The organism is Candidatus Woesearchaeota archaeon, assembly GCA_018302225.1.
Lineage (GTDB): Archaea > Nanobdellota > Nanobdellia > SCGC-AAA011-G17 > JAGVZY01 > JAGVZY01.
On the sequence record JAGVZY010000016.1, the window covers coordinates 1 to 22,869 of the forward strand.

25 protein-coding genes and 1 tRNA gene are annotated in these 22,869 nt (G+C 28.4%); 20 read left to right on the forward strand and 6 right to left on the reverse strand.

Annotation, left to right across the window (positions count from 1 at the left end; translation table 11 throughout):
• From J4403_04470 to J4403_04540, 15 genes are all read left to right on the forward strand, one after another.
• On the forward strand, nucleotides 1-348 hold a 348-nt coding region (locus J4403_04470; protein ID MBS3167428.1), incomplete at its 5' end, for a hypothetical protein.
• A 206-nt stretch (nucleotides 349-554) separates the two neighbouring features.
• Entirely contained in the window at nucleotides 555-1,154 is a 600-nt protein-coding gene (locus tag J4403_04475) for a hypothetical protein (GenBank protein ID MBS3167429.1), read from the forward strand.
• Nucleotides 1,151-1,687: a hypothetical protein gene (locus tag J4403_04480; GenBank protein MBS3167430.1), complete on the forward strand. Its 537-nt coding sequence runs from the start codon at nucleotides 1,151-1,153 to the stop codon at nucleotides 1,685-1,687. The genes J4403_04475 and J4403_04480 overlap by 4 nt, the downstream gene beginning before the upstream one ends.
• 244 nt (nucleotides 1,688-1,931) lie before the next feature.
• Nucleotides 1,932-3,392 (forward strand): homospermidine synthase, encoded by a 1,461-nt coding sequence (locus J4403_04485; GenBank protein MBS3167431.1) that lies wholly within the window; start codon nucleotides 1,932-1,934, stop codon nucleotides 3,390-3,392.
• A gap of 17 nt (nucleotides 3,393-3,409) precedes the next feature.
• Nucleotides 3,410-4,600, forward strand: a complete 1,191-nt coding sequence (locus J4403_04490; protein MBS3167432.1) for a type III PLP-dependent enzyme — start codon at nucleotides 3,410-3,412, stop codon at nucleotides 4,598-4,600.
• 87 nt (nucleotides 4,601-4,687) lie between these two features.
• Complete coding sequence (locus J4403_04495; GenBank protein ID MBS3167433.1) at nucleotides 4,688-5,155, forward strand: MarR family transcriptional regulator; 468 nt, start codon at nucleotides 4,688-4,690, stop codon at nucleotides 5,153-5,155.
• A 71-nt stretch (nucleotides 5,156-5,226) separates the two neighbouring features.
• Nucleotides 5,227-5,601, forward strand: a complete 375-nt coding sequence (locus J4403_04500) for a hypothetical protein (GenBank protein MBS3167434.1) — start codon at nucleotides 5,227-5,229, stop codon at nucleotides 5,599-5,601.
• An 11-nt stretch (nucleotides 5,602-5,612) separates the two neighbouring features.
• Nucleotides 5,613-7,046 (forward strand): sulfite exporter TauE/SafE family protein, encoded by a 1,434-nt coding sequence (locus J4403_04505; GenBank protein ID MBS3167435.1) that lies wholly within the window; start codon nucleotides 5,613-5,615, stop codon nucleotides 7,044-7,046.
• Nucleotides 7,047-7,048: 2 nt separating this feature from the next.
• Nucleotides 7,049-9,238 carry a copper-translocating P-type ATPase gene (locus tag J4403_04510; protein ID MBS3167436.1) on the forward strand — a complete coding sequence of 730 codons (2,190 nt, stop codon included), beginning with the start codon at nucleotides 7,049-7,051 and terminating at the stop codon, nucleotides 9,236-9,238.
• Between the two features lie 16 nt (nucleotides 9,239-9,254).
• Nucleotides 9,255-9,413 (forward strand): hypothetical protein, encoded by a 159-nt coding sequence (locus tag J4403_04515; protein ID MBS3167437.1) that lies wholly within the window; start codon nucleotides 9,255-9,257, stop codon nucleotides 9,411-9,413.
• Nucleotides 9,414-9,499: 86 nt separating this feature from the next.
• Nucleotides 9,500-10,273 (forward strand): TPM domain-containing protein, encoded by a 774-nt coding sequence (locus tag J4403_04520; GenBank protein MBS3167438.1) that lies wholly within the window; start codon nucleotides 9,500-9,502, stop codon nucleotides 10,271-10,273.
• Entirely contained in the window at nucleotides 10,267-10,449 is a 183-nt protein-coding gene (locus tag J4403_04525) for a zf-TFIIB domain-containing protein (protein MBS3167439.1), read from the forward strand. Before J4403_04520 ends, J4403_04525 begins: the two co-directional genes overlap by 7 nt.
• A gap of 12 nt (nucleotides 10,450-10,461) precedes the next feature.
• Nucleotides 10,462-11,046 carry a LemA family protein gene (locus J4403_04530; protein ID MBS3167440.1) on the forward strand — a complete coding sequence of 195 codons (585 nt, stop codon included), beginning with the start codon at nucleotides 10,462-10,464 and terminating at the stop codon, nucleotides 11,044-11,046.
• Nucleotides 11,047-11,112: 66 nt separating this feature from the next.
• Complete coding sequence (locus tag J4403_04535) at nucleotides 11,113-11,487, forward strand: hypothetical protein (GenBank protein MBS3167441.1); 375 nt, start codon at nucleotides 11,113-11,115, stop codon at nucleotides 11,485-11,487.
• A gap of 61 nt (nucleotides 11,488-11,548) precedes the next feature.
• A complete protein-coding gene (locus tag J4403_04540; protein ID MBS3167442.1) occupies nucleotides 11,549-12,250 on the forward strand; it encodes an SIMPL domain-containing protein in 702 nt (233 codons plus the stop codon).
• A gap of 4 nt (nucleotides 12,251-12,254) precedes the next feature.
• On the opposite strand, the gene J4403_04545 is transcribed toward J4403_04540, so the two are convergent.
• Together J4403_04545 and J4403_04550 are read right to left on the reverse strand one after the other, a co-directional pair.
• The gene (locus J4403_04545; GenBank protein MBS3167443.1) at nucleotides 12,255-13,346 is read right to left on the reverse strand and encodes a radical SAM protein; all 1,092 of its coding nucleotides are present in this window, start codon (nucleotides 13,344-13,346) and stop codon (nucleotides 12,255-12,257) included.
• Nucleotides 13,343-14,056 carry an NAD(P)-dependent oxidoreductase gene (locus J4403_04550; protein MBS3167444.1) on the reverse strand — a complete coding sequence of 238 codons (714 nt, stop codon included), beginning with the start codon at nucleotides 14,054-14,056 and terminating at the stop codon, nucleotides 13,343-13,345. Before J4403_04550 ends, J4403_04545 begins: the two co-directional genes overlap by 4 nt.
• Nucleotides 14,057-14,222: 166 nt before the next feature.
• Here J4403_04550 and J4403_04555 point away from each other — a divergent pair, with 166 nt between their 5' ends.
• The 5 genes from J4403_04555 to J4403_04575 all read left to right on the forward strand — a co-directional run bounded on the left by J4403_04555 (nucleotide 14,223) and on the right by J4403_04575 (nucleotide 17,910).
• Nucleotides 14,223-14,678 carry a 30S ribosomal protein S15 gene (locus J4403_04555; protein MBS3167445.1) on the forward strand — a complete coding sequence of 152 codons (456 nt, stop codon included), beginning with the start codon at nucleotides 14,223-14,225 and terminating at the stop codon, nucleotides 14,676-14,678.
• Nucleotides 14,679-14,703: 25 nt separating this feature from the next.
• The gene (locus J4403_04560) at nucleotides 14,704-16,080 is read left to right on the forward strand and encodes a DHH family phosphoesterase (protein MBS3167446.1); all 1,377 of its coding nucleotides are present in this window, start codon (nucleotides 14,704-14,706) and stop codon (nucleotides 16,078-16,080) included.
• A gap of 113 nt (nucleotides 16,081-16,193) precedes the next feature.
• Nucleotides 16,194-16,769, forward strand: coding sequence for a hypothetical protein (locus J4403_04565; protein MBS3167447.1), 576 nt, complete (start codon nucleotides 16,194-16,196; stop codon nucleotides 16,767-16,769).
• Nucleotides 16,770-16,835: 66 nt separating this feature from the next.
• Nucleotides 16,836-16,957 (forward strand) — tRNA-Thr (locus J4403_04570).
• Between the two features lie 8 nt (nucleotides 16,958-16,965).
• Nucleotides 16,966-17,910 (forward strand): NAD-dependent epimerase/dehydratase family protein, encoded by a 945-nt coding sequence (locus J4403_04575; protein MBS3167448.1) that lies wholly within the window; start codon nucleotides 16,966-16,968, stop codon nucleotides 17,908-17,910.
• Here the strand turns inward: J4403_04575 and J4403_04580 are convergent.
• Genes J4403_04580 through J4403_04595 form a run of 4 tightly spaced genes read right to left on the reverse strand, consistent with a single transcriptional unit; the run spans nucleotide 17,897 to nucleotide 22,777 of the window.
• Entirely contained in the window at nucleotides 17,897-18,865 is a 969-nt protein-coding gene (locus J4403_04580; GenBank protein MBS3167449.1) for a hypothetical protein, read from the reverse strand. The genes J4403_04575 and J4403_04580 overlap by 14 nt on opposite strands.
• 10 nt (nucleotides 18,866-18,875) lie before the next feature.
• Nucleotides 18,876-20,330: an MBOAT family protein gene (locus J4403_04585; protein ID MBS3167450.1), complete on the reverse strand. Its 1,455-nt coding sequence runs from the start codon at nucleotides 20,328-20,330 to the stop codon at nucleotides 18,876-18,878.
• A gap of 31 nt (nucleotides 20,331-20,361) precedes the next feature.
• On the reverse strand, nucleotides 20,362-21,804 hold the full coding sequence (locus J4403_04590) for a radical SAM protein (GenBank protein MBS3167451.1): 1,443 nt from the start codon (nucleotides 21,802-21,804) through the stop codon (nucleotides 20,362-20,364).
• Nucleotides 21,805-21,847: 43 nt separating this feature from the next.
• Nucleotides 21,848-22,777, reverse strand: coding sequence for a flippase-like domain-containing protein (locus J4403_04595; GenBank protein ID MBS3167452.1), 930 nt, complete (start codon nucleotides 22,775-22,777; stop codon nucleotides 21,848-21,850).
• Nucleotides 22,778-22,869 lie beyond the last annotated feature (92 nt).

Genomic DNA, 22,869 nt, shown 5'->3' on the forward strand with positions numbered 1-22,869 from the left:
ACAATTACTAACGGCATTTCCGTATACGATTTTAGACATAGTTCAGCGTGCTATTGGCTATTAAGATACAAATCTGAGTCTGCTTTAAAGTACCGATTTGGTTGGAAAAAAAGTGATATGATTTTCTATTATACAGAACTTTTAGGGATGAAAGACACAATTCAAGAAGAGGATCTTTACATCGATACAAGCAAACCCTTACTTGAAAAACAACTACAAACTAAATGCAATGAGATTGATTTACTGCAAGAACAATTAAAATCTCAAGATAAGCATCTGAGAGAGATAATGGATATAGTAAAGGCTCTTCAATTAGAAAGGGTTATTGAGAGTAAAAAATCTTTATAATAGGATGGAACCATCTAACTGTTGGAAGTATACAAACAATTGTTTGAAAAATACAAACAACAACAAAACAAGAAATATATAAAATACTGCCTTAATCTATAGCTCTCAAATAAACTCTTTAATTTAACTACCCTAAGCAAAAAGCCTTAAGATAATAGAAAGATTTATATATCCTTATTAACAATTAGTTAATAACTATTAACAAAATGGAAACAGTAAAACCCAACATTAGAATATTGAAATTATTATTAAAAGATTTCACTATAAAACCCACAATAACAGTTTTATCAAAAGAAATAGATATGAGCAGAGTAGGAACATGGAAAGTTCTCAAAAAATTAGAAACTGAACAACTAATCTTTCTTTCCTCAGTTGGTGAAGGAAAAACTAGCACATACAATATTCTGTTAAACTGGAAAAATCCACTTTTAGTTAAAACTTTGGCTCTTGCTTTAACAGAAGAATCAATAAAAAATCCAAGATGGTTAAGTAATTTTAAAGAATTAGAATCTAAATTAGACTTTCTTTTAATTTATGGCAGTATAATACATTCACCAAAAGAAGCGAATGATATAGACCTTTTAGGAATAATTAGCAAAAAAAATTTTTTATTGATAGAAGAAATAATAAAAAAAATACAAAAAACTCAAATTAAAAAAATTCATCTTATAAATCTTACATCTGCAGAATTTAAGGCTGAGCTTAAAAAACCAAATAAAGTTTTTGTAGATGCAGTTAAAAAAGGAATAGTCTTATTTGGGCAAGAAAAGTTTATTAAATTTATAAATGATTTATCTAAAAAATGAAAAAAGAAATTAGAGATTGTTTCGTACTCGCTTTAAAAGACGAGAAAAAAGGCAAGAAACATAAGGGTCTTCTTATTAGCAGGCCAGATAATCCATCTGCAGAAGGATATATTGCGAAAGCGAAAGTAAACTTACAACTTTGTAGCGTTTATAAAGAAAAAGGGTTCGATTATAAAATTCCTGAAGAATGGTTTTATACTCTTTATTATTGTGCTTTAGCTATTTTGTCTAAATTTGGAATTGAAAGTAGAAATCAAAAATGTACTGCTTTTTTCTTAAGATATGCTAAAGATAACAAATTAATAGACTATGAAGATGAGTTTATTGATAGGATAACTGTCTATAGTTCTAAAGAAGAAAAATCTGATGTAGATGAAAGAGAATTAGCAAGGTATAGTTCGTCTATAACCAGTAAAGAAGTTGAGAGTAAATATCTTTATATGACTGAGCTTTGCAAAAAAGCAATATTTCAAGCAGAGGAAATAGTCTTTTCGGATAAAAATTTTAGAGTTCCTAAAGAATTGTACGAATAAAAAAGTTCATAATCCCTTAAATATAACTCTCTTTTGCTTGTTAAGCAGCATAATTTCCCAAAAAAAGATAAACTTAAATAACTCATCAATGTAGTGTCACAATGAGATGGGATATTTGCTCGGGGCTATACTTCTTTTTCTTTGCTACTTTAAAAGGATTACAAACCAAAATTTTATAAACTAGTTAATAATCTAAGTAAAAAGTTGGCAAAATTTAACAAAAAAAAACGAGGGGGTTTAGAAAGTGAAAACAAAATTTAATAACAAAATTCTAGTAATTGGTTATGGTTCAGTCTCACAATGTACAATGCCTATTCTTTTTGATCATTTTGATGTGGATCCCAAAAAAGTAACTGTTATAGATTTTGAAAACAAAAAAAAGGCTATAAAACCTTTAACAGAAAAAGGAGTAAATTTTTACCAACAAAGAATAACTCAAGATAACCTAGATTCAATTCTATCTCAACATTTAGATAAGGGCGGATTATTAATTGATTTAGGTTGGAATATCGGTGCCTGTGATATTATTAGATGGAGCCACAATCATAATGTCAAATATATTAACACCTCAGTTGAACAATGGGATTCAGTTGGAGAAATATTCACAAAAACACCTTATGAAAAATCATTATATTTTAGACAAATGTTATTAAGAGATATGACTAAATCCTGGCCAAATAATTCTGCAACTGCAATTGTTGATCACGGTGCAAATCCTGGTTTAATTTCTCATTTTACTAAGCAAGGATTATTGGATATTGCTAAAAAAGTTGTCAATCAAGCTGGTAAAACCAGAACAAGAATGATTAATGAAGTTATAAATTATGCTGATAGATTAGACTTTGCAAACCTAGCAAGAACTTTAGGTGTAAAAGTTATTCATTGCAGTGAAAGAGACACACAAATAACAAACAAACCCAAACAAGTTAATGAATTTGTTGGAACTTGGAGTATTGAAGGATTAAGAGAAGAGGGAACTGCACCCGCAGAAATGGGTTGGGGAACACATGAAAAAGAATTACCTAAAAATGCAATTGTGCCTCAAGTGGGTCCAAGAAATCAGATTATGCTTGCACAAATGGGAATAAACACTTTAGTAAGATCTTATGTTCCAAATTATGAAATTATAGGTATGGTTATTAGACATGGTGAAGCCTTTGGAATCTCAGATAGATTAACTGTTAGAGACAAAGATAAAAATGCTATCTACAGACCAACCGTACATTATGCATATATGCCTTGTGATGAAACCATAAGTTCATTGCACGAATTAAGAGCTAGAAATTATAATCTTCAAGAAAAATTAAGAATAATGAGCGATGAAATTATCCAAGGTGAAGATATACTTGGTGCTTTAATAATGGGACACAAATATAATTCATGGTGGACAGGAAGTATATTAGATATTAAAGAAGCAAGAAAATTACTTCCAGGACAAAATGCAACAACTATTCAAGTTGCTCTAGGTGTAATCTCTGCAGCAGATTGGGCAATTAAAAATCCTAATAAAGGTTTATGTCTTCCAGATGATTTACCTCACGATTATGTTCTAGATATTACCATGCCTTATCTGGGTAAATTTATTTCAGAACCTTATGACTGGACACCTTTACAAAATAGACCTGTTTACTTTAAAGAAAATTCAGCAAACCTACCTGATACAACAGATCCATGGCAATTTAGAAATTTTAGACTGCCAATGTAATTTTTTAATTATTTAAAATGGAACAAAAAGAGATTAAGAAAATAGAAAAAATTGCCAAAAAAAATGGAATACATCATATAGATGGAACTTCTATTCTTATTATAGATCATGATAAAATAAGATACAATTTTAAAAGATTTACATCTCATCTTCCAAGAGTGCAACCTTACTATGCAGTTAAAGCAAACTCTTTGCCAGAAATAGTTAAAACAATTTATGATCTGGGTGGAAGTTTTGATGTTGCATCTTATCAAGAATTCTTATTAATAAATAGATTAATTAAAAATCTCCCTTTAGAAGAAAGACAAAATTTTATCTGGGAAAAGATTATTTATGCTCACCCTATAAAAAATGAAGGAACCTTAAACAAATTAAATAGATACAAACCTCTGATAGTCTATGATAATGAGATAGAATTAAAAAAAATTAAAAAATACGCGCCTAATGCAGGATTAATTTTAAGAATTTGGTCTCCAAATACTGGTTCAGTTGTAGAACTATCTAATAAATTTGGTGCAGAAAAATCAGAAGCAGTTAATTTAATTGCAAAGGCAATAGATTCGGGTTTAACAGTAGAAGGACTAAGTTTTCATGTAGGAAGTCAATGTCTTAATTCTGTAAATTATACAACTTCTTTAGAAAATGCTTATAATATTTTTGAAGAAGCAGACTCAAGAAGTTATAAAATAGGTCACTTAGGACATGGAGATAGAAAAAGAATTTTAGATATAGGTGGAGGATTTCCAGTAAGATATAATGGTAAAGAAAAACGTTTCAAAAAGATTACTGAACTTTTAAATAATAGTTTTGACAGACTTTTTTCAGAAAAAGAATTCGAAATAATTGCAGAGCCTGGTAGATTTATGGTTGCAAATTCTGCGACTTTGGTTGCAAAGATTATAGGCAAAGCCACAAGAAGAGGTAAAACAAGTTATTATATTAATGATGGTGTCTATCACACATTCTCCGGTCAGTTATTTGATCATATTAATTATACTTTAAAATCATTTAAAAAAGGACCACAAGAAATATCTACAATATTTGGCCAAACTTGTGATGGTTTTGATGTTCAAAGCCAAGCCACATTGTTACCAGATTTAGATTTAGGAGATTTAGTTTACGCAGAAAGTATGGGGGCATATACTAATGCTTCAAGTACATACTTCAATGGATTCCCTCCTGCAAAGATTATACATATAAATCAATAGCCTCTTTATTAGAGATTATAGGCCCTTCTCTTAAATTTAGGTTTCTTTATAAATAGATTTATTAAACCTTGCTTACTTTATTAATCTATGAAAACAAAAGGTATTGGAATTGTAATTTTGGGAATGGCTATACTTATGTTGAGTTTAGTTATTATGTTTAACCGCGCCCTAACGCAGATAGTCAATACTTCATGTTCTCATGGAGATACCTGTCCTATGTGGGGAACTCTTGATTTTTATACTAATTTAAGTCTCGGCTTGATTATTGCAATAATATTAATAGGTTTATTCTTAGTCTTCCTTAAAGATAATTCTGTGCTTAATAGACTTTTTAATACTGAAAAATTAAAATCTCATAAACCCCTTTCTTTAGAAGAATCTCAAATTATTAAGTTAATAACAGAATCAAATGGATCAATCTTTCAATCTGAAATTGTAGAAAAAACTAATATGCCTAAAGTTAAGATATCTAGGATTTTAGATAGATTGGAAGGGCATGGCTTAATAGAAAGAAAAAGAAGAGGAATGACAAATATGGTTCTTTTAAAGCACTGAAACTAGTTTCATACAATAGCTTATAAGCTGTTTCTTCAAATTATTTTTCAATCAAAATTAAGGAGTTTGAAATGAAAAATAAAAGAAAAACACTTATAGAGAAAGAAACTAAAGTAGATAAGGCTAATAAGACTAAAATTATATTTTTCTCTATGTTAAGTATAATTGTTGCTATAATATTTATTTCATTTTTATTCTCAGATAAAACAAATGCCGATTTAGATAATAACAAAGATTTACAAACTTTAAGAATAAGTGTAAAGATACCCTGCCCAGGTCACGCATTATTAATATCTCAAAATATAAAATCTCTCCCAGGTATAGCAAATATAGATTTTGATCTTCCAAATATATTTGAAATTAAATATGACTCACAAAAAACATCTAGACAAGAAATACTCTCTCTAAATATTTTTAAAATTTATAGTGCAAAAACTTTAAATTAAAAGGTGAAATAATGACAAAAAGAAAATTTAAAATCAAGGGCATGCATTGTAAAAGTTGTGAGAAAATTATAGAAAATATTCTCCATAAAAATAAAAATATTAAATCAGTTAAAATTGATTATGTAACTGAAACAGGAGAAATATTATACAATTCAGATAAATTAAGCGAAGACAAAATTCTAAAACTCATATCTCAAGCAGGTTATGAAGGCTCAATTTTAGATGAAGAATCAAGTGATAGAAAAGGATTAAGCACATACTTAAGAGGTATAATTGCGATTATTGGGATTTTAGTTGCAGGTTATTTTATTTTAGGATTAACTGATAAAATTTCACTTCCTCAAATAAGCCAAAATATGAGTTATGGATTATTATTCCTTGTAGGAATTCTTACAGGATTTCATTGTATTGCTATGTGCGGAGGATTTGTAGTTAGTTATACTACAAAAGATGCTCAAGAAGGAAGAACTTCTTACAAATCTCATTTGTTATATGGTTTAGGAAAAACAGTATCCTATACTTTAATAGGTGCTTCATTTGGTTTTTTGGGTTCAATAATTACTTTTACTCCTCTAATGAGAGGAGTTGCAGGAATAATAGCTGGTTTATTTTTAATTATTTTTGGTATTAATATGTTGGGTTTGTTTTCTAGTTTGAGAGTGATAAGATTTAAGATGCCTTCATTTGTTAGCAAATTTGTTGGTGTGCAATCTAAAGAGCATAACAAGAGCCCATTAATTATTGGTTTGTTAAATGGTTTGATGATAGCCTGCGGACCATTACAAGCAATATATATTATGGCTGCAGGAACAGGCAGTTGGTTAGAAGGTGCAAAGTTATTATTTGTATTTGCTTTAGGAACACTACCTGTAATGATTGGATTTGGTTTTTTTACTAGTTTTATTTCTAGTAAAGCTACCCAAAAAATTCTAAAAATTTCTGGTGCATTAGTGATTATTTTAGGTTTGATTATGCTAAATACTGGATTAGCGCTAACTGGTCAAGGTTATGATGCAAGAACTTTAGTAACTAGTATATCTCCTAAAACTACTACTTCTGCATCATCAAATAATATTGCAATCCAGAAAAATGGCTATCAAGAAATAAGGATGGATGTTATTTCCTCTGGATGGTCACCCAATAAATTTATTCTAAAAAAAGGTGTTCCTGTAAAATGGATAATAACTGGAAAAGAACTTACTAGCTGTAATAATGCTATACAAGTTCCAAAATTAGGATTAAAATTTAATATTAAAAAAGGTGAACAAATAATAGAGTTTACACCTACAGAATCAGGAAGTATACCTTGGAGTTGTTGGATGGGTATGATACAAGGAACATTTATTGTCAAAGATAATATTGACATAACTAAGAGCGTAGAACTTAATCAAGAATTAGCAAAGGTTAATATCCCTAAGGCACGTGGTTGTGGTTGTGGAGGATAAACATGAAAAAAATAAACATTTCAATTAGAGGTATGCATTGCCAAAGTTGTGTTACATTAATTACCCAAAAATTAGAAAAGATGGAGGGTATTAAAAATGTAAATGTCAACTTCGCTACTGAAAAAGCAGCAATAGAATTTAATGAAAGTAAAATTGATGAAAATTCTATTATAAAGGTAATAGCTAGCTTAGGTTATAAGGCAGAAATTGCAACAGAGCTTAATGCAGATAAAGAAGAATTTAAAAGAAAAAAAGAAATTAAAAAATTAAAAAATCTTCTTGCATTAAGTCTTATTTTTTCATTTCCTGCTTTTATAATTGGAATGGTTTTAATGTGGTTTGGAGTAGATATTCCTTATAGAAATTTTATTTTATTTCTCTTAGCGACACCTATTCAGTTTATAGTTGGTTGGGGGATATATAAAAGTGCGTTTGGTGCATTAAGAAACAAAACTGCTAATATGGATACGCTTATTGCGTTAGGAACAAGCGCAGCTTATTTTTACAGTGTTTATGTGATTTTCTTTGAGTCAATGGCAGACCAATATTTTGAAGCTGCAGCAATTTTAATTACTTTTGTTATACTTGGAAGATATTTAGAAGCAATTGCAAAAGGAAAAACCAGTGAAGCTATAAAAAAACTTCTGAATCTTTCACCCAAGATTGCAACTGTAATTAGAGATGGAAAAGAAATAAAAATTAAAGTTGATGATGTTATAGTAGGAGACATAATAATCGTTCGACCAGGTGAAAAAGTTCCAGTCGATGGAAATATAATTGAAGGTTCTTCTACAATTGATGAGAGTATGATTACTGGTGAAAGTATACCTATAGATAAAAAAATAGGTGATTTAGTTATTGGTGCAACAATAAATAAATATGGAACATTTAAATTTAAAGCAACTAAAGTTGGAGCAGATACAACTCTTTCGCAAATTATAAAATTAATAGAAGATGCTCAAGGTAAAAAAGCACCCATTCAAAGATTTGCAGATAAAGTTTCAGCTTATTTTGTTCCTATAATCATAATAATTGCTTTAACTGCGTTTTCAGTGTGGTATTTTATAGTGGGTGCAGAATTTTCATTTTCATTAATAATAGCGGTTTCCGTTTTAGTTATAGCCTGTCCTTGTGCTCTTGGTCTTGCTACTCCTACAGCTATTATGGTGGGTACAGGTAAGGGTGCAGAAAAAGGAATTTTAATTAAAGGCGGAGATGCCTTAGAAACTGCGCACAAACTTTATGCAATTGTTTTTGATAAAACGGGTACATTAACAATAGGTAAACCTGTGGTTACAGATATAATAAGTGCAAGTGGAAATATAAATTCAACTTTAATTTTAGAACTTGCTGCAGGAATAGAACAATATAGTGAGCATCCATTAGGACAAGCAATTTTAAATTATACAAATGAAAAAAAGATAAACTTTGATAGTGCTAAAAATTTCAAAGCAATTCCTGGTCATGGAGTTGAAGGAATTTATAAAAATAAAATGTTAATTGTTGGCAAACCCGAGTACATAAAAACAATTGGAGATTTAAGTTTAATTCAAAATAAAATTATTTCACTTGAAGAGCAAGGAAAAACTGTTGTAGTAGTCTATTATAATAAACAAGTTTATGGTTGTATTGCAATTGCAGATACACCAAGGGAAGATTCTGTGCTTGCAGTAAGAGCTCTTCAACAAAGCAATATTTTTGTTTATATGATTACTGGAGATAATAAAAGAACTGCAAATGCTATTGCCAAACAGTTGGGAGTTAATCGTGTAATTGCAGAAGTCCTACCTCAAGACAAAGCAAGTAAGGTGCGTGAACTTCAAAAATATGGAAAAGTAGCAATGGTAGGAGATGGAATAAACGATGCTCCTGCATTAGCTCAAGCAGATATAGGAATAGCTATTGGTTCTGGTACAGATGTTGCAATGGAAACTGGAAACATAGTTTTAATGAATAACAAAACGACTGATGTAGTTAGAGCCATAAAATTAAGTAGAATGACTATGCACAAAATTAAACAAAATATGTTTTGGGCATTATTCTATAACTCTTTAGGTATACCTATTGCAGCGGGAGTACTCTATCCCTTTACTGGCTGGCTTTTAAGTCCAATTATTGCAGGTGCAGCAATGGCTTTGAGTTCAGTGAGTGTAGTTGTTAATACTTTATTTATGAAACGAAAAAGAATTTAAAATCAGGGGGTAAAAAATGCCATATCTAAATTGTCCTATGTTTGGTGGAAGTTATGGAACTGGAGGAATTTTACTAAGTTGGCTATTAAATATATCTATTTTAGTTTTAATCTTTTTAGGGATATATTTTTTATTGATAAAACTTGGTTGGATCAAAAGCAAATTTAAATCTTAATCTTTTATTAGGTTAAGATTGTATTTTTCTTTTAATTTGGACTCTTTTTTAATAATCTTTATAAATCCTTAAATAAATTTTAACTTATGAAATATAAGTACTACTTACTATTTGCTTTAATCTTCTCAGTCTCATTTTCAATAGTTCTAGCAGAGGAAAAGATTCAAGCAAAAACCTTTGTAAATGATTATGCGAATATAATTGATGAATCTACAGAATCGCAATTAAATCAAATTTTAAATGAAATTTATAATTCAGGAACTGCAGAATATTCGATTGTAACTATAAATTCTTTAGAAGGGAAAGATATAGAATCTTATGCTTTAAACCTTGCACAAAATAATCTTGGTGATAAAACCAAAAATAATGGTTTATTACTTTTAGTTGCAGTTGAAGATAGACAATATCGATTTGAAGTTGGAAGAGGTTTAGAACAATATTTAACAGATTTAGAATCTTCTTATATTGGTAGAGATTATATTGAAACTAATTTTAAAAATCAAGACTATAACAAAGGAATATTAGATTCAACTTTAGAAATTCAAAAAATTCTTTTTGGAGAAATTCCACCAATAAATAAAGCAGAACAAAAGGTGAATTTTAAACCTTTAATTTTTATCATAATCTTTTTCATAATCTTTATACTTTCAATGTTCTATAAGATTTGGATTTTCAAACAATATAATAAAAAAATGAAAGATAAAAAATATTTCAAAGCTGCAAAGAATGCAACAATTTTCTTTGGTGGGTGGGGTATTGGCAGAAGTATGGGTGGTTCTCCTGGTGGAATAGGTTCTGATGGTTTTGGAGGATTTGGTGGAGGGAGCTTTGGCGGTGGAGGTGCTTCAGGAAGATGGTAAAATCAAAAAAGGTTAAAAAAATCAAGTGTAAAGAACAATTATTATTATGTCCAAGATGTAATATTCATATGAAAAAGTTAATTAAGAAGGATGTAATAATAGATGTATGCCCTAATTGTAAAGGTATGTGGGTTGATGCAGGAGAATTAGAAAAACTCGCAGAAATGAATCTTTAAGGAGGAAGAAAGATGAAAAAAAGTTCAGAAAAAAAGAAAATGAGTAGAAATTCAATAATTCTAATTATTGTAGGAATAATTTTAGTTTTATGGGTTGCAAGTTCATATAATGGGTTAGTAAAATTAGATGAAGGTGTAAATGGTGCATGGGGAAATGTTCAATCTGCTTATCAAAGAAGATTAGATTTAATTCCAAATATAATAGCTTCTGTCAAAGGTTCAGCTGAATTCGAAAGTGAGATGCAAACAAAAATTGCCTCATTAAGATCAGGAATTGGCTCAGCAACAACACCTGCAGAAATTGATTTAATGGGACAAAAAATTAACACTGCTATTAGTTTAGTTTATGAAAATTATCCTCAAATAAAATCAACAGAAGGATTTAGAACTCTAGAAGTCTCTTTAGAAGGTACAGAAAATAGAATTAAGACTGAGAGAGATCTTTACAACGCAGCTGTTAAAGCTTATAATATCAAAGTAAGAAAAGTTCCTTCAAATATTGTAGCTGGAATATTTAACTTTGATATAAAAGATATGTTTAAAGCAGATGAAGGCGCTGAAAAAGCCCCAAGTGTTAAAGAGATTTTAGCAGAGTAAACTTCTTTTTTTTCTTTTTTTCTTTTAGTTAACCTTATTAAGATTGACTCTTTATTTTTAAAAAAAATGTTAAATAAACATCAGGAAATCGCCTTAAATTCAGGATTTAATCTCGGAAAGAAAATAACTAAATTAATAGAAAACTTATTTCCAAAAATAAGAGATAAAAAACAAAATCTTTACAATTTTAAAAGCCCCTATCTTGAAAGGTTTAATTATACCTATCAAGAAAATTTTAAAAGATATCTAAAACTTTCTATTCAGACAACTTTAGCAGTTTTCTTTTTTGCAATAGTTACTTTATTTGTAATAATTATACAAAACAAAATCACTTTGCTTTGGGAAATGGATTATATCTCTTTTTTTAAAGCAAGGTTTATAGTATTAATTCTAATCATATTATTTTTTATATTTGTATCTTATAAAGCAAGTAGAGAGTAACCTTGACTAGAAACATTTTTATATTTAGCTTTATCTTAAACATTATCTACGGAGGCAAAAAATGAAAAAAACATTTATTTTAAGCATTATAATATTAGCATCACTGTCTTTAGTTTTAACAGGTTGCGGTGAAGAAAAAGGAGTAATAGAATCTTCAGGTGCATCAGAATTAACTTACACACCTGATATGGTTGAACTTTCAGTAGGTTATGCAATTCTAAAGCCAACAGCACAAGAAGCACAATCTTCGGCTTCAGAAGTTACAAATAAAATTATCCAAGGATTAAAATCATTAAATATCCCAGAATCAAACATAAAAACAGAATCTCTAAGTTTATATGAAGAAAAAGATTGGTCAAATGGTCAAAAATCTTTGGGTTGGAGATCCAATCAAATAATAAAAATAAAATCTTATGATTTAACACAAGCAGGAACTATTATAGATAATTCAGTTAGTAATGGTGCAAATCAAATAAATTATATTTCATTTGGATTTAAACCAGAAACAGAAGTAAAATACAAACAAGATGCAATCAAAGAAGCAATAAAAAATGCTCAAACAAAAGCAGAATCAATGGCACAAGGATTAAATTCTAAACTTGGAAAAATAAAATCAGTTTCAGAATCCAACTATTACTACAGTCCAAGAATGTATGCATTAGAATCTGCAGATTTAGCAAAAGCATCAGGTCAGGCATCTTCAGTTCTTCCAGGAGAAGTTGCTGTAACTGCCAATGTAGTGGTTGTCTATTATATTAAATAGACAATCATAAGAAATTAGGATGTTTTGAACCATCAGGTTTTTTCATATACCTGAGCAATTCATTTAGTTTTCCATTTTGGCAAAAAACGCCACATTTGTTGGCATTTATTTTTTCAATTATTTTTTTTCTCTTTTCACCATTCCATAATTCTTCAAAATTTTGAGTTTTTAAATTTCCAATTATAAATTCTTCTTTATCTCTAAGATTTTTACAAAATGCAACATTACCATCAGCAGTAATTGCGGTAACAAAATTATGTACATAACATTTTTTATCTTCTTCACAAGCACTTAAAGAGGGTGTTATAGCCTCTATAAATTCTGTACCTTTTTCTCCATATTTATCTTGCGTATATTGAGAAGTTAAAATTTTAAAGTTTTCATCTTCCAAACTTTTTTTCGCTTTTTTAAATAATGGAACAACCTCATTATTCCACCATTCTGAATTTTCAGAACCAATTTGATTTAAGGGCTTACCTTGAAAATAATCCACACCTAATTTTTTTGCAAGTTTAGCTTCCTCGTAAAGTTCATGATAATTGTCTGGATGAACCATCATGCTTAAGCCTATAGAGATAGTTTTATTCATGTTTTTTCTTACTCTTACAAACTCTTTTATATTTTCAATTATTTTTTCAAAATCAGCAGTTCCATGACATTTTTTAAAAGTATCTGAAGTTGCAGTACCAAGACTTATTCTTATCCAAGTGCAACATTCAACAATAGTGGGTATTTTTTCAGGAGTCATTAAAATTCCATTAGTAAACATACCATTTTCCATACCAAGATCCCGTGCAAGTTTCATATATTCAACAGTATATTTATTTACAAGTGGTTCTCCACCACCTGTCCATATAAGACCTTTAATCCCTACTTTTGCCAGATTTTTAATTATTTTTTCAAGTAACTCTTTGTCCATTACATCTGCACCTTTTCTATGATCTTCCCAACAGCACCAAATGCAACTTTCATTACAAGCATTACTTGGATCAATTTCAATAGTAATTGGATAAACAGTTTCATCTTTTAACCAAGAGTTTAATCTATCTGTATGCCACAATATTTTCTTTTGTATATCGAATTGTTGTAAACTCATTTAAATTCACCTTTAATTTTATTCCATTTATCTGTATTTAATGACAAATCCTCTGGTAGATTAAGACCAGATTCTTTTCTTGTTGTTTTTTCTATTTTAGGATTATACTTTTTAATAATATTATATAAAGTATCTCTTTTTCCCGCAATATGAACTACTCCCTTTAAATTTATTTTAATTGTAAGCATAATGTCTTTAACTAATTCATCTAAAGGCATTCTGCAAGTATATTGGTCTATAAAAACTTTTTTGTAAGGAAAATTATTCTTATCAAAAAATGAAGTCCTTATTATCAAAGAGTTTTCAACCATCTTAACATAGCTTTCTCCAATTAATTTAGTTAATGAGTAAAAGTTTATTGGATTAGGCATATCCTCTTCTTTATAATCTCCTTTTTTACCATCAAAAATTGTATCTGTACTAATATACACCAATTTAATCTTTAATTCAGCACATGCCCTAGCAACATTATAAGTTCCATTTACATTAACATTATAGGCTTTTTCTTTGTTTTCTTCACATTCTTTAGCACCAACTAATGCAGCTGCATGAATTAAAATTTCAGGTTCAGTTTTTTCTAAATAATTATAAATTTTATCATAATTTGTAACATCTACTTCTTTTTCAGAAGGTGCTAGAAATTCATAACTTTTATTTAATTCTCTGCCTAGTTTCCCACTTCCACCAAATAAAGCTATTTTTTTGTACATATTTCAAACTTTTTTCATAGCTTTTTAAACCTTATTATCAAAATCCAAAATCTTTATAAACCTTTGACCTATCCAACAATTAAGGATGAATCAGTTTAGGCTTATTCATACCGGAGACAACTTATTTCTCCATTATAGGCCTATTTGAGACTCATTAAATAATAAAATGGCAAGAATGTATTCAAGAAAAAAAGGAAGAGCCGGTTCAACTAAACCAAGTGTTCTTAAAATACCTACTTGGGAAAGATACGATCCAAAAGAAGTTGAAACTCTAGTTCAAAAGCTTGCTAAATCAGGAAAATCAAGTTCAGAAATTGGAATAATTCTAAGAGATACCTATGGTATCCCAACTGTAAAACCCATAGTTAACAAAAAAATAACTGAAATATTAAAAGAAAATAAACTAGGTTCAAAAATACCTGAAGATTTAATCGCATTAATAAAAAAAGATATTAAAATTATGAAACACCTTGAGCAGAACAGAAAAGATCAACCTGCAAAAAGAGGAATGACAATCACAGAATCAAAAATAAACAAATTAGTGAAGTATTATAAGAAAAAAGGCATTCTCCCACAAGCGTGGAAGTATGAGAAAGAAAACGCTAAGTTGCTTATAGAATAAATCTTATTAGATTTAATTATTTATAATGCACAACTTCCTAGAATCTATAAAAAATTCTGCAGAAAAGTTCAAATCAATTTCACCAAAATTTGTAAGAATTATCTCTCATTTAGATACTGATGGTTTGTGTAGTGCTGCAATTCTAATTGCTACAATGCAAAGATTAAATATTAATTTTTCTTTATCCATACTCACTCAACTTGATGAAAAAATCATTGAAGGTATTCAAAAAGAAAGTTGCTCTTGCATAATCTTTTCAGATTTAGGTTCAAGTCAATTAAATTTTCTTTCAGGTTTGCACGGAAAAGATGTTTTTATTTTAGACCATCACAAACCAAGAGAAGCACCATGTAGTTTTACGCATGTAAACCCGCACTTATTTGAAATTGATGGCGGTTTTAATATTTCTGGTGCAGGTGTCTCATATTTATTTGCAAAAGCTTTAGATGAGCAAAATATAGATTTGGCCCATATAGCTATTATAGGTGCAATTGGAGACTTTCAAGAAAATAATGGTTTTAGAGGTTTAAATGATTTAATTTTAAAAGACGCAATACTTGCTCAAAAGATTATTGTTAAAACAGGACTTAAAATTTTTGGTGCGCAAACAAGATCACTTGCAAAAGCAATTCAACTTTCTACAGAACCCTATATTCCTGGAGTAACTGGATTTGAAAATGCTTCAATAGAGTTTTTAAAATCCTTAAATATTTCTCCACAAAAAAAACTTCCAGAATTAACACAAGAAGAATTGCAAAAATTAGTTACCGCAATAATTATGAAAAGAATGTCTACAGAAGATAATCCTGAAGATGTGCTAGGAAATTTATATTATTTAAATTCAGAGCCTGAAGATTCTCCAATAAGAGATTTAAGAGAATTTTCAACTTTATTAAATGCAACTGGAAGATTAAAAAAATCAAGTTTAGGTATTGGTACTCTATTAAATGATTCAAAAATTAAAGCAATAGCTATAAACACTTTGAATGATTATAAAAAAGAACTTTTAGATTCTCTAAATTGGTTTTATAACAATAGAAAAACAAATAGCATCGTTGAAGGAAAAAATTATGTTATTATTAATGGCGGAGATAATATTAAAGAAACAATTGTTGCAACTCTAGCAATGATGATTTGCAAATCAAATCTTTACAAGCCTGCAACTTATATTATGGCTATAGCTTACACTTTTAATAATGAAATCAAAGTTTCAATGAGGATGGTTTCACCACCTGAAGGAGTAGATCTAAGAAAACCTTTACAACAAATGATAGAGAGAGTAGGCTCTGGAGAAATGGGTGGCCATTCTTTAGCCTGTGGTGGTGTGATTAAGCTAGAATACGAACCTAAACTCATAGCTGCTGCAAAAGAGGTTTTTGAGCAATATGCTATGGAATTATAAACTCTCTAGATTGTAATAAAAAAACCTTAATAAACAGAAAGTTTTATTAAGCTCTCTTTTAAAATTTAAAAAGGTTAAATATAAATTACAATAAAACCTAAAAAATACTAAAAATGGCAGAAGAAACAAAACAAGCATTAACAAAGCAAAAAAAGAAATGGTTTGAAGTATATGCTCCTACTGAGTTTAGATCAGCATTTATAGCTGAAATTCCTGCCTTTAAAGCAGAAGAATTAATAGGTAGAGAAATTGAAATTAACCTGTCTTACCTTCTTGAAGACCCTAAAAAACAGAATTTTAAGGCCTCTTTTAAAATCATAGAAATAAACCAAAATAAAGCCCTTACATCTATAGTTTCTTTCAAATTTGTTCCTACAGCCTTAAAAAGAATGATTAGAAAAGGCAAAGATAAAATAGATGATTCTTTTGTTTGTAAAACTAGTGATGGCAAAAGACTTAGAGTAAAGCCTGTAATGATCACAAAAGCACACACTAAACGTAATATTAAGTCTAAAATAATTAAGATAACTAGAGAACAAATAACTCAAAAAGCTTTGACTGTAAATGCTACAGAATTCTTTTCTGAAGTAATAAACAATAGGTTGCCTATGTTAGTAAAAGATGGTGCAAAAAAAGTAATGCCTCTTAGTTTGGCTCAAATAAGACAAGTTATATTACTAGACAAATAAATTTTAATTCTACTTAAAACTAAAACAATAATTATATAAATAAAACATCTAATTTTAACTCATCAAGCCTTCGTAGCTCAACGGTAGAGCAATTGCCTTGTAACAAACTTTAGGAAAGTTTGATCATCAAATCAGCTTTCTAAAAGCAAGGTAGCAGTAGGTTGGGGGTTCAAATCCCTCCGAAGGCTTTCTTAACATGGATCCAGACAAAAAGACAGTTTTAGTTACAGGTGCAGCAGGATTTATAGGCTCTCATCTATCTGACGCCTTGGTTGCAAAAGGTTATAATTTAATTGGTGTAGATAATCTCCAAACAGGATTTCTTAAAAATTTAGAATATGCTTATAATTTTGATAATTTTAAATTTATAAAAGCAGATGTAAATAATTTCAATGAAATTTCTCCAATTTTTTATACTTTTAAACCTAATTTTGTTTATCATTATTCTGCAACTGTGGGTGTCAAAAGAACCCTTGAAAAACCTTCGGAAGTTTTAAATGATATAGATGGAATAAAGAATATTCTTTTATTATCGAAATCAACAAGTTTAGAAAAAGTTTTATTTAGTTCATCAAGTGAAGTTTATGGTGAGCCTGTAACTCTCCCTCAAAATGAATCCACTACTCCTTTGAATTCAAGATTACCTTATGCAGTTGTTAAAAATTTAGGAGAAGTTTTTCTAAAAACTTATCAAAAAGAACATAATCTGAATTATACAATTTTTAGATTTTTTAATACATTTGGACCAAGACAATCTGAAAATTTTGTAATTTCTAAGTTTATTAAATCGGCATTAAAAAATGAACCTATAACTCTTTATGGTGATGGGACTCAAACAAGAACTTTTATTTATATTCAAGATAATATAAATGTAACAGTTCAAGCAATAGAAAATAGTTTATTTAACAATCAAACAATAAATATTGGTTCAGAAAAAGAGATAACTGTCAAGGAACTTGCAGAAAAAATTATTTTATTAACTAATTCAAAATCTCAAATAACTTACCTTCCAGCACTTAAAGAAGGAGACATGACTAGAAGACAGCCAAATACTAAACTAATGCAAGAACTTACAAAAAATAAACTTACAGACTTTGAAGAGGGACTTAAGAAAACAATAGAATATTTTATTTCTCATTAACAATCTTATTATCTATTAAATCTTCATACAGTTGTTTAGAAAATATTTCCGCACCCTCATTGTTTAAATGATCTGCATCTTTGTATAATTTAATTTCTTCAGTAAAATTAGAATACTCAAGTAAATAAACTTCTTCATTATTTTCTATTAATTCTTTAATTAGATTATTATATTGGCTAAAATTAACACCCCCGTTTTCAGCTTCAGCTATATATTCTTTAGTTACAGGATAATTTATTAATATTATAGTTTTATTCTTTTCTTTAGCAAGATTAAAACTTTTTAAGAAATATTTATATTGTATGGTATTTAACTCAGAAGTATAGTTTGAAAATTGGACTCTAACTTCATATTCTGCAGACGAAGTAAAATTAATTTCTTGTTTTGTAGAATTATATTCTGTTTTTATTTTTTTATTTAAACTATCTAATAAATAACTTCCAATATAATCTCCTGAAGATATTAAAGGCAGATAACCCACAATATAGGTATCAAATTTAGAAATTTTAGCAAGACTTTCAATTTCTTTAAAAGTCATGAATTTTTTCCAGTACCAGATACAACAATCAAAACTATTACTCTCTTCTTGATCAGTTAAGCTGTTTAAATCAACAGTCATAACAATTACTTTAATATTATCCGTTTGTTTAAGTGCATTTCTTAATTTAAAGAAGTTCTGACTATATTTCTCACCACCCACAGCATAATTAAATGAATTAGGTATAAAATCACTATTAATTGCATTTGCAGGATGAGAATCCCCAATAAACAAAATAGAAATATTATCTTTATTTTCTATAAAAACATTTTCTGCTCTAAATGCTCCCTTTTTAATAAGAATATTATTAGTATAAATAGAATTAACTATTAAAAAGCAGATTACTGCAATTATTGAAAATAATATTATTCGCTTTATGAACTTTATCCAATCCCTTTTTTCGTTTTCTTCCATCATTTAAATTCCTCTAAAATTGGAAATAAATAAACTCGGTTTTATTAAACATTCCAAATATTAAAATTGCAATTATTAATAAAATATATATTGTCCATCTGAGATATGTGGCTTTACTTGATAAAAACTTTCTCATTTCAGTATGTCTCTGCATCAAATGCACGCATTCCATAAATAAAATCATAAGTATACAAATAATTACATTTATTCTACTTAATTTACTACTAGTTAAAAATAGTTCTATAAAACTTGTCTTTAAATTAATAAAAGCATGTGTAATTACATAAATCGCATCACTCATTTTATTTGCTCTAAAAAATATCCATGCAAATGTAACTAAGAAAAAAGTTATTGCTACTTGCACAAGTTTATAGAATTTTGGAAATTTAATTAAGCCAATAATCTCCACAAATTTTTTTCTTATTTTTTTAGTCCACATAGCAAAAACCATATAAAAACCATGTAATGCACCCCAGATTACAAAAGTCCAATTTGCACCGTGCCACAGCCCACTTATTAAAAATACTACAAATGTGTTAATATATGTCCTTTTAACAGAGAGTTTATTGCCTCCTAAAGGTATATACAAGTAATCTTTAAACCATGTTGAAAGTGAAATATGCCATCTTCTCCAGAATTCTGCAATTGATTTAGAAAAATAAGGTCTCTTAAAATTATCCATTAAACTATAACCCATAACTTGTGCAGAACCAATTGCTATATCTGAATATCCTGAAAAGTCACAATATATCTGAAAACCAAAAAATACTGTCGCAAGTATAAGTTGTACACCTGTATACTCAAAAGGTTGATTATAAACCATATTTACAAAAATTGCCAATCTGTCTGCAATAACTATTTTTTTGAAAAATCCCCATAACATCAATTTCAAACCATCTACAGCTCTTTGATATTCAAACTTATTTTCTTTAAAAAATTGAGGTAAAAGATTTGCAGCTCTTTCTATTGGTCCAGCAACTAATTGTGGGAAGAAAGTTACATAAACTGCATAAATACCAAAATGTCTTTCAGCATTTATCTTACCCCTATAAACCTCAATTGTATAACTTAAAGTTTGAAAAGTATAAAATGAAATTCCAACTGGAAGTAAAACTTTCAGAGTTAGAGGTGAAAAATCTATACTTATTAATTTAAGCACTTCTCTTAAGGATTCATTAAAGAATGTAAAATACTTAAAAGCAAATAACATTCCAAAATTACTTATTATACTTATCCATAAAAATATTTTTTTTCTTATCTGTGTTGTAGATTTAGTTATTTGAATTCCAGCAGCATAATCTATGACTGTGCTTATTAAGAGAAGAATAGCATACTCAGGTTTCCAACTCATATAAAAATAATAACTGATTATTAAAAGTAATATCCATCTATATTTATGACTTAATTTAAAATATAAAAATACTACAATTGGAAAAAATATCAAAAAATGTATTGAGTTAAATAACATATTTATTTTATTTAAGATTCATTTAAATATTTTATGCTTCATCCTTATGAAATATCTGCGTCTGAACCCATTTAAAAGACATATAAACCTTCTTACCAAAACTAAAAAAGTTTTCTCTTATAAATCTATTTTTGTATAAATTATATAATATAGATCCTATTAATCTTCCAAACTTCTCTTTTAAAAATAAATCCATATAATTTAACATACCCATCTCAAAAGCGTTTCTTCTTTCTTTTGCAGTAAATTCAAGTGTTTCAAACACAGCCCTATTCTCCCAATAATCTGAAAAGTTTAGATAATCTTCAGGATTAAGCAAGAAAGTTCCATTTTCTTTTATCCAAGTGTAAAGTTCTGTTTCTGGATAAGGTACCAAATTATAGAATCTAACATTATTTATTTTTAATTCTCTAGTAATCCTTAAATCATTTAAGAAGGATTCAAAAGTAGATTCAGGTAAACCAATAATTAAATTACCCTGAGTTCTTATCTTGTATTTATGCACAATTTTAATTGCATTAATTATTACTTCTGGAGGTTCAGCTTTTTTAATAGACTTCAGAACATAAGGATCAAAGCTTTCAATACCAAATGCAATATTTGTACAACCTGCTTGTTTTAATTTTTTAATTTGTTCATCATCCACTTTATCAGCTCTTATTCCACTACCTAATGCAAAATTTATTTTCAGACCTCTTTTAATAATATCATCACAAATTTCATGCACTCTATTTTTTAAACAAGTAAAATTATCATCAGAGAATTCAAATAGTCTAAAACCTTTTTTGTACCAATATTCAATTTCATCAACAACATTTTTAGCACTTCTAAACCTAAAAGCACGACCAACAACAAACTTTACAGAACAATAAGTACATTGATGTGGGCAACCCCTAGAAGAAACTAAAGGTATTCTTCTAACTAAGAACTTATTCATTTCAAATAGTTCATATGCTGGGAAAGGAAGTTTATCCAGTTCATGATAAAAAGGTCTTGGAGGATTTTTTATTATTTTGCCTTCAGAATTTTTCCAACATAAACCAAGAATGTCTTTTAAAGGTTTACCTTCTACTAATTCTAATAGTGTAAATTCTCCTTCACCAACAACAACATAGTCTGCATTACATTCCCTCAAAATTTTTTCTTCAATTATAGAAGAGTGTGGTCCACCAACAATAAATGGAATATTAAATTCTTTTTTTATTTTATTAATAAGTTTATAACTATTTATATATCCTAAACTTATTAAATTCATACCTATAAAATGAGGTTTAAATTTTTCAATTTTTAATCTTAAATCTTTATAATTTGGATACAAACGCATATCCATAATCTGAACAAGATGTTTATTTTGTCTAAGAAATGCAGCTAAATAAGCAATCCCTGCATGAGGTATGGTTGGTTTTTCATATCTACCTAATCCAAGTGGAACAATTAACAATACTCTTTTTTGGTTTATTAATTTTTGATTCATTTAAGAACAAAAAAGTCTAACTTAAACGGCTTTAAAAAACTTTCTAACTGAGTTTTTTGAATTTTAATAATAAGTATGTTGAAGGCATACCTAATAGTAATATCAATAATACATTAGTTATTCTCCAGATTAACATTGCTAATACTGATTCTATCACAGGAATTTTTATTAAATTTGCAACAAATACATTAATAATTTCAGATATACCTAAATTTCCGGGAGTTATTGCTATTAGTAAAGCTAGGGAATTGATAGAGGTGATAATTATTGCATAAATAAACGGAAGCTTATAGCCTATTGAACTATAAGCTAAATTATAGCTTATGGCTATGAAAATAAATTGCATCAATGCAATTAAAGTAGTCTTAAACATTAAACTTTTATTTTTTTTAATAATCTGCCACCCATTAATAATATATATAATTTTATTTAATAGGGAATATTTTGTTTCGGATAATTTCGGAATAAAAAATGCAATTATTAAAGTTAAAAGAGTTATACTAAGCAAAAATAAAAAAATAAGCAAATTAAACTGATTATAAAATAATTTTGCTAAAACCAACCCTAAAATTCCTAAAATACTTCCACTTACAATCAATACAATATACACTGCAGGAAAAACAGATAAAAAACCAGTAAAATTAAAATTATATTTTTTCTTAAGATAAATGGCCCTTATTGCTGCCCCACCCCTAAATGGGGTTATAGTATTATAAAAGTTAGTTATATTTACTAAGCCAATATTTTCCCATTTTTTAAGTTTTAATCCAAAACCTCGTAACATTAAGTCCATCATTCTTGCACTTAACCAAATTGTAACCAGAAATGTTAGAGTAAGAAGCATAATATAAAAAGGGCTGACAAGAAGTATTTTTTTGAAGTCTGCAATATTTTTAGTAATATACCTTACAAAAAAGAAAATAATTAAACCTACTATGAATAGTGAGACGGTTGCATTTAGTAATTTTTTCATTCTTGTCGAAAGGAAACTCTTAACAGACTTTAGTCTGTAGTGGAATTTCGACCTCCTTCGTAGTTTTTGGGAAACATTTTTCTTGTCTTAAA

Coding starts and splice junctions, on each gene's coding strand:
- J4403_04500 (MBS3167434.1), top strand. CDS start 5,227: ATGAAAAATAAAAGAAAAACACTTATAGAGAAAGAAACTAAAGTAGAT.
- J4403_04545 (MBS3167443.1), bottom strand. CDS start 13,346: ATGAGTTTACAACAATTCGATATACAAAAGAAAATATTGTGGCATACA.
- J4403_04540 (MBS3167442.1), top strand. CDS start 11,549: ATGAAAAAAACATTTATTTTAAGCATTATAATATTAGCATCACTGTCT.
- J4403_04525 (MBS3167439.1), top strand. CDS start 10,267: ATGGTAAAATCAAAAAAGGTTAAAAAAATCAAGTGTAAAGAACAATTA.
- J4403_04520 (MBS3167438.1), top strand. CDS start 9,500: ATGAAATATAAGTACTACTTACTATTTGCTTTAATCTTCTCAGTCTCA.
- J4403_04560 (MBS3167446.1), top strand. CDS start 14,704: ATGCACAACTTCCTAGAATCTATAAAAAATTCTGCAGAAAAGTTCAAA.
- J4403_04575 (MBS3167448.1), top strand. CDS start 16,966: ATGGATCCAGACAAAAAGACAGTTTTAGTTACAGGTGCAGCAGGATTT.
- J4403_04580 (MBS3167449.1), bottom strand. CDS start 18,865: ATGATGGAAGAAAACGAAAAAAGGGATTGGATAAAGTTCATAAAGCGA.
- J4403_04585 (MBS3167450.1), bottom strand. CDS start 20,330: ATGTTATTTAACTCAATACATTTTTTGATATTTTTTCCAATTGTAGTA.
- J4403_04490 (MBS3167432.1), top strand. CDS start 3,410: ATGGAACAAAAAGAGATTAAGAAAATAGAAAAAATTGCCAAAAAAAAT.
- J4403_04595 (MBS3167452.1), bottom strand. CDS start 22,777: ATGAAAAAATTACTAAATGCAACCGTCTCACTATTCATAGTAGGTTTA.
- J4403_04565 (MBS3167447.1), top strand. CDS start 16,194: ATGGCAGAAGAAACAAAACAAGCATTAACAAAGCAAAAAAAGAAATGG.
- J4403_04495 (MBS3167433.1), top strand. CDS start 4,688: ATGAAAACAAAAGGTATTGGAATTGTAATTTTGGGAATGGCTATACTT.
- J4403_04515 (MBS3167437.1), top strand. CDS start 9,255: ATGCCATATCTAAATTGTCCTATGTTTGGTGGAAGTTATGGAACTGGA.
- J4403_04510 (MBS3167436.1), top strand. CDS start 7,049: ATGAAAAAAATAAACATTTCAATTAGAGGTATGCATTGCCAAAGTTGT.
- J4403_04590 (MBS3167451.1), bottom strand. CDS start 21,804: ATGAATCAAAAATTAATAAACCAAAAAAGAGTATTGTTAATTGTTCCA.
- J4403_04505 (MBS3167435.1), top strand. CDS start 5,613: ATGACAAAAAGAAAATTTAAAATCAAGGGCATGCATTGTAAAAGTTGT.
- J4403_04535 (MBS3167441.1), top strand. CDS start 11,113: ATGTTAAATAAACATCAGGAAATCGCCTTAAATTCAGGATTTAATCTC.
- J4403_04550 (MBS3167444.1), bottom strand. CDS start 14,056: ATGTACAAAAAAATAGCTTTATTTGGTGGAAGTGGGAAACTAGGCAGA.
- J4403_04475 (MBS3167429.1), top strand. CDS start 555: ATGGAAACAGTAAAACCCAACATTAGAATATTGAAATTATTATTAAAA.
- J4403_04480 (MBS3167430.1), top strand. CDS start 1,151: ATGAAAAAAGAAATTAGAGATTGTTTCGTACTCGCTTTAAAAGACGAG.
- J4403_04555 (MBS3167445.1), top strand. CDS start 14,223: ATGGCAAGAATGTATTCAAGAAAAAAAGGAAGAGCCGGTTCAACTAAA.
- J4403_04530 (MBS3167440.1), top strand. CDS start 10,462: ATGAAAAAAAGTTCAGAAAAAAAGAAAATGAGTAGAAATTCAATAATT.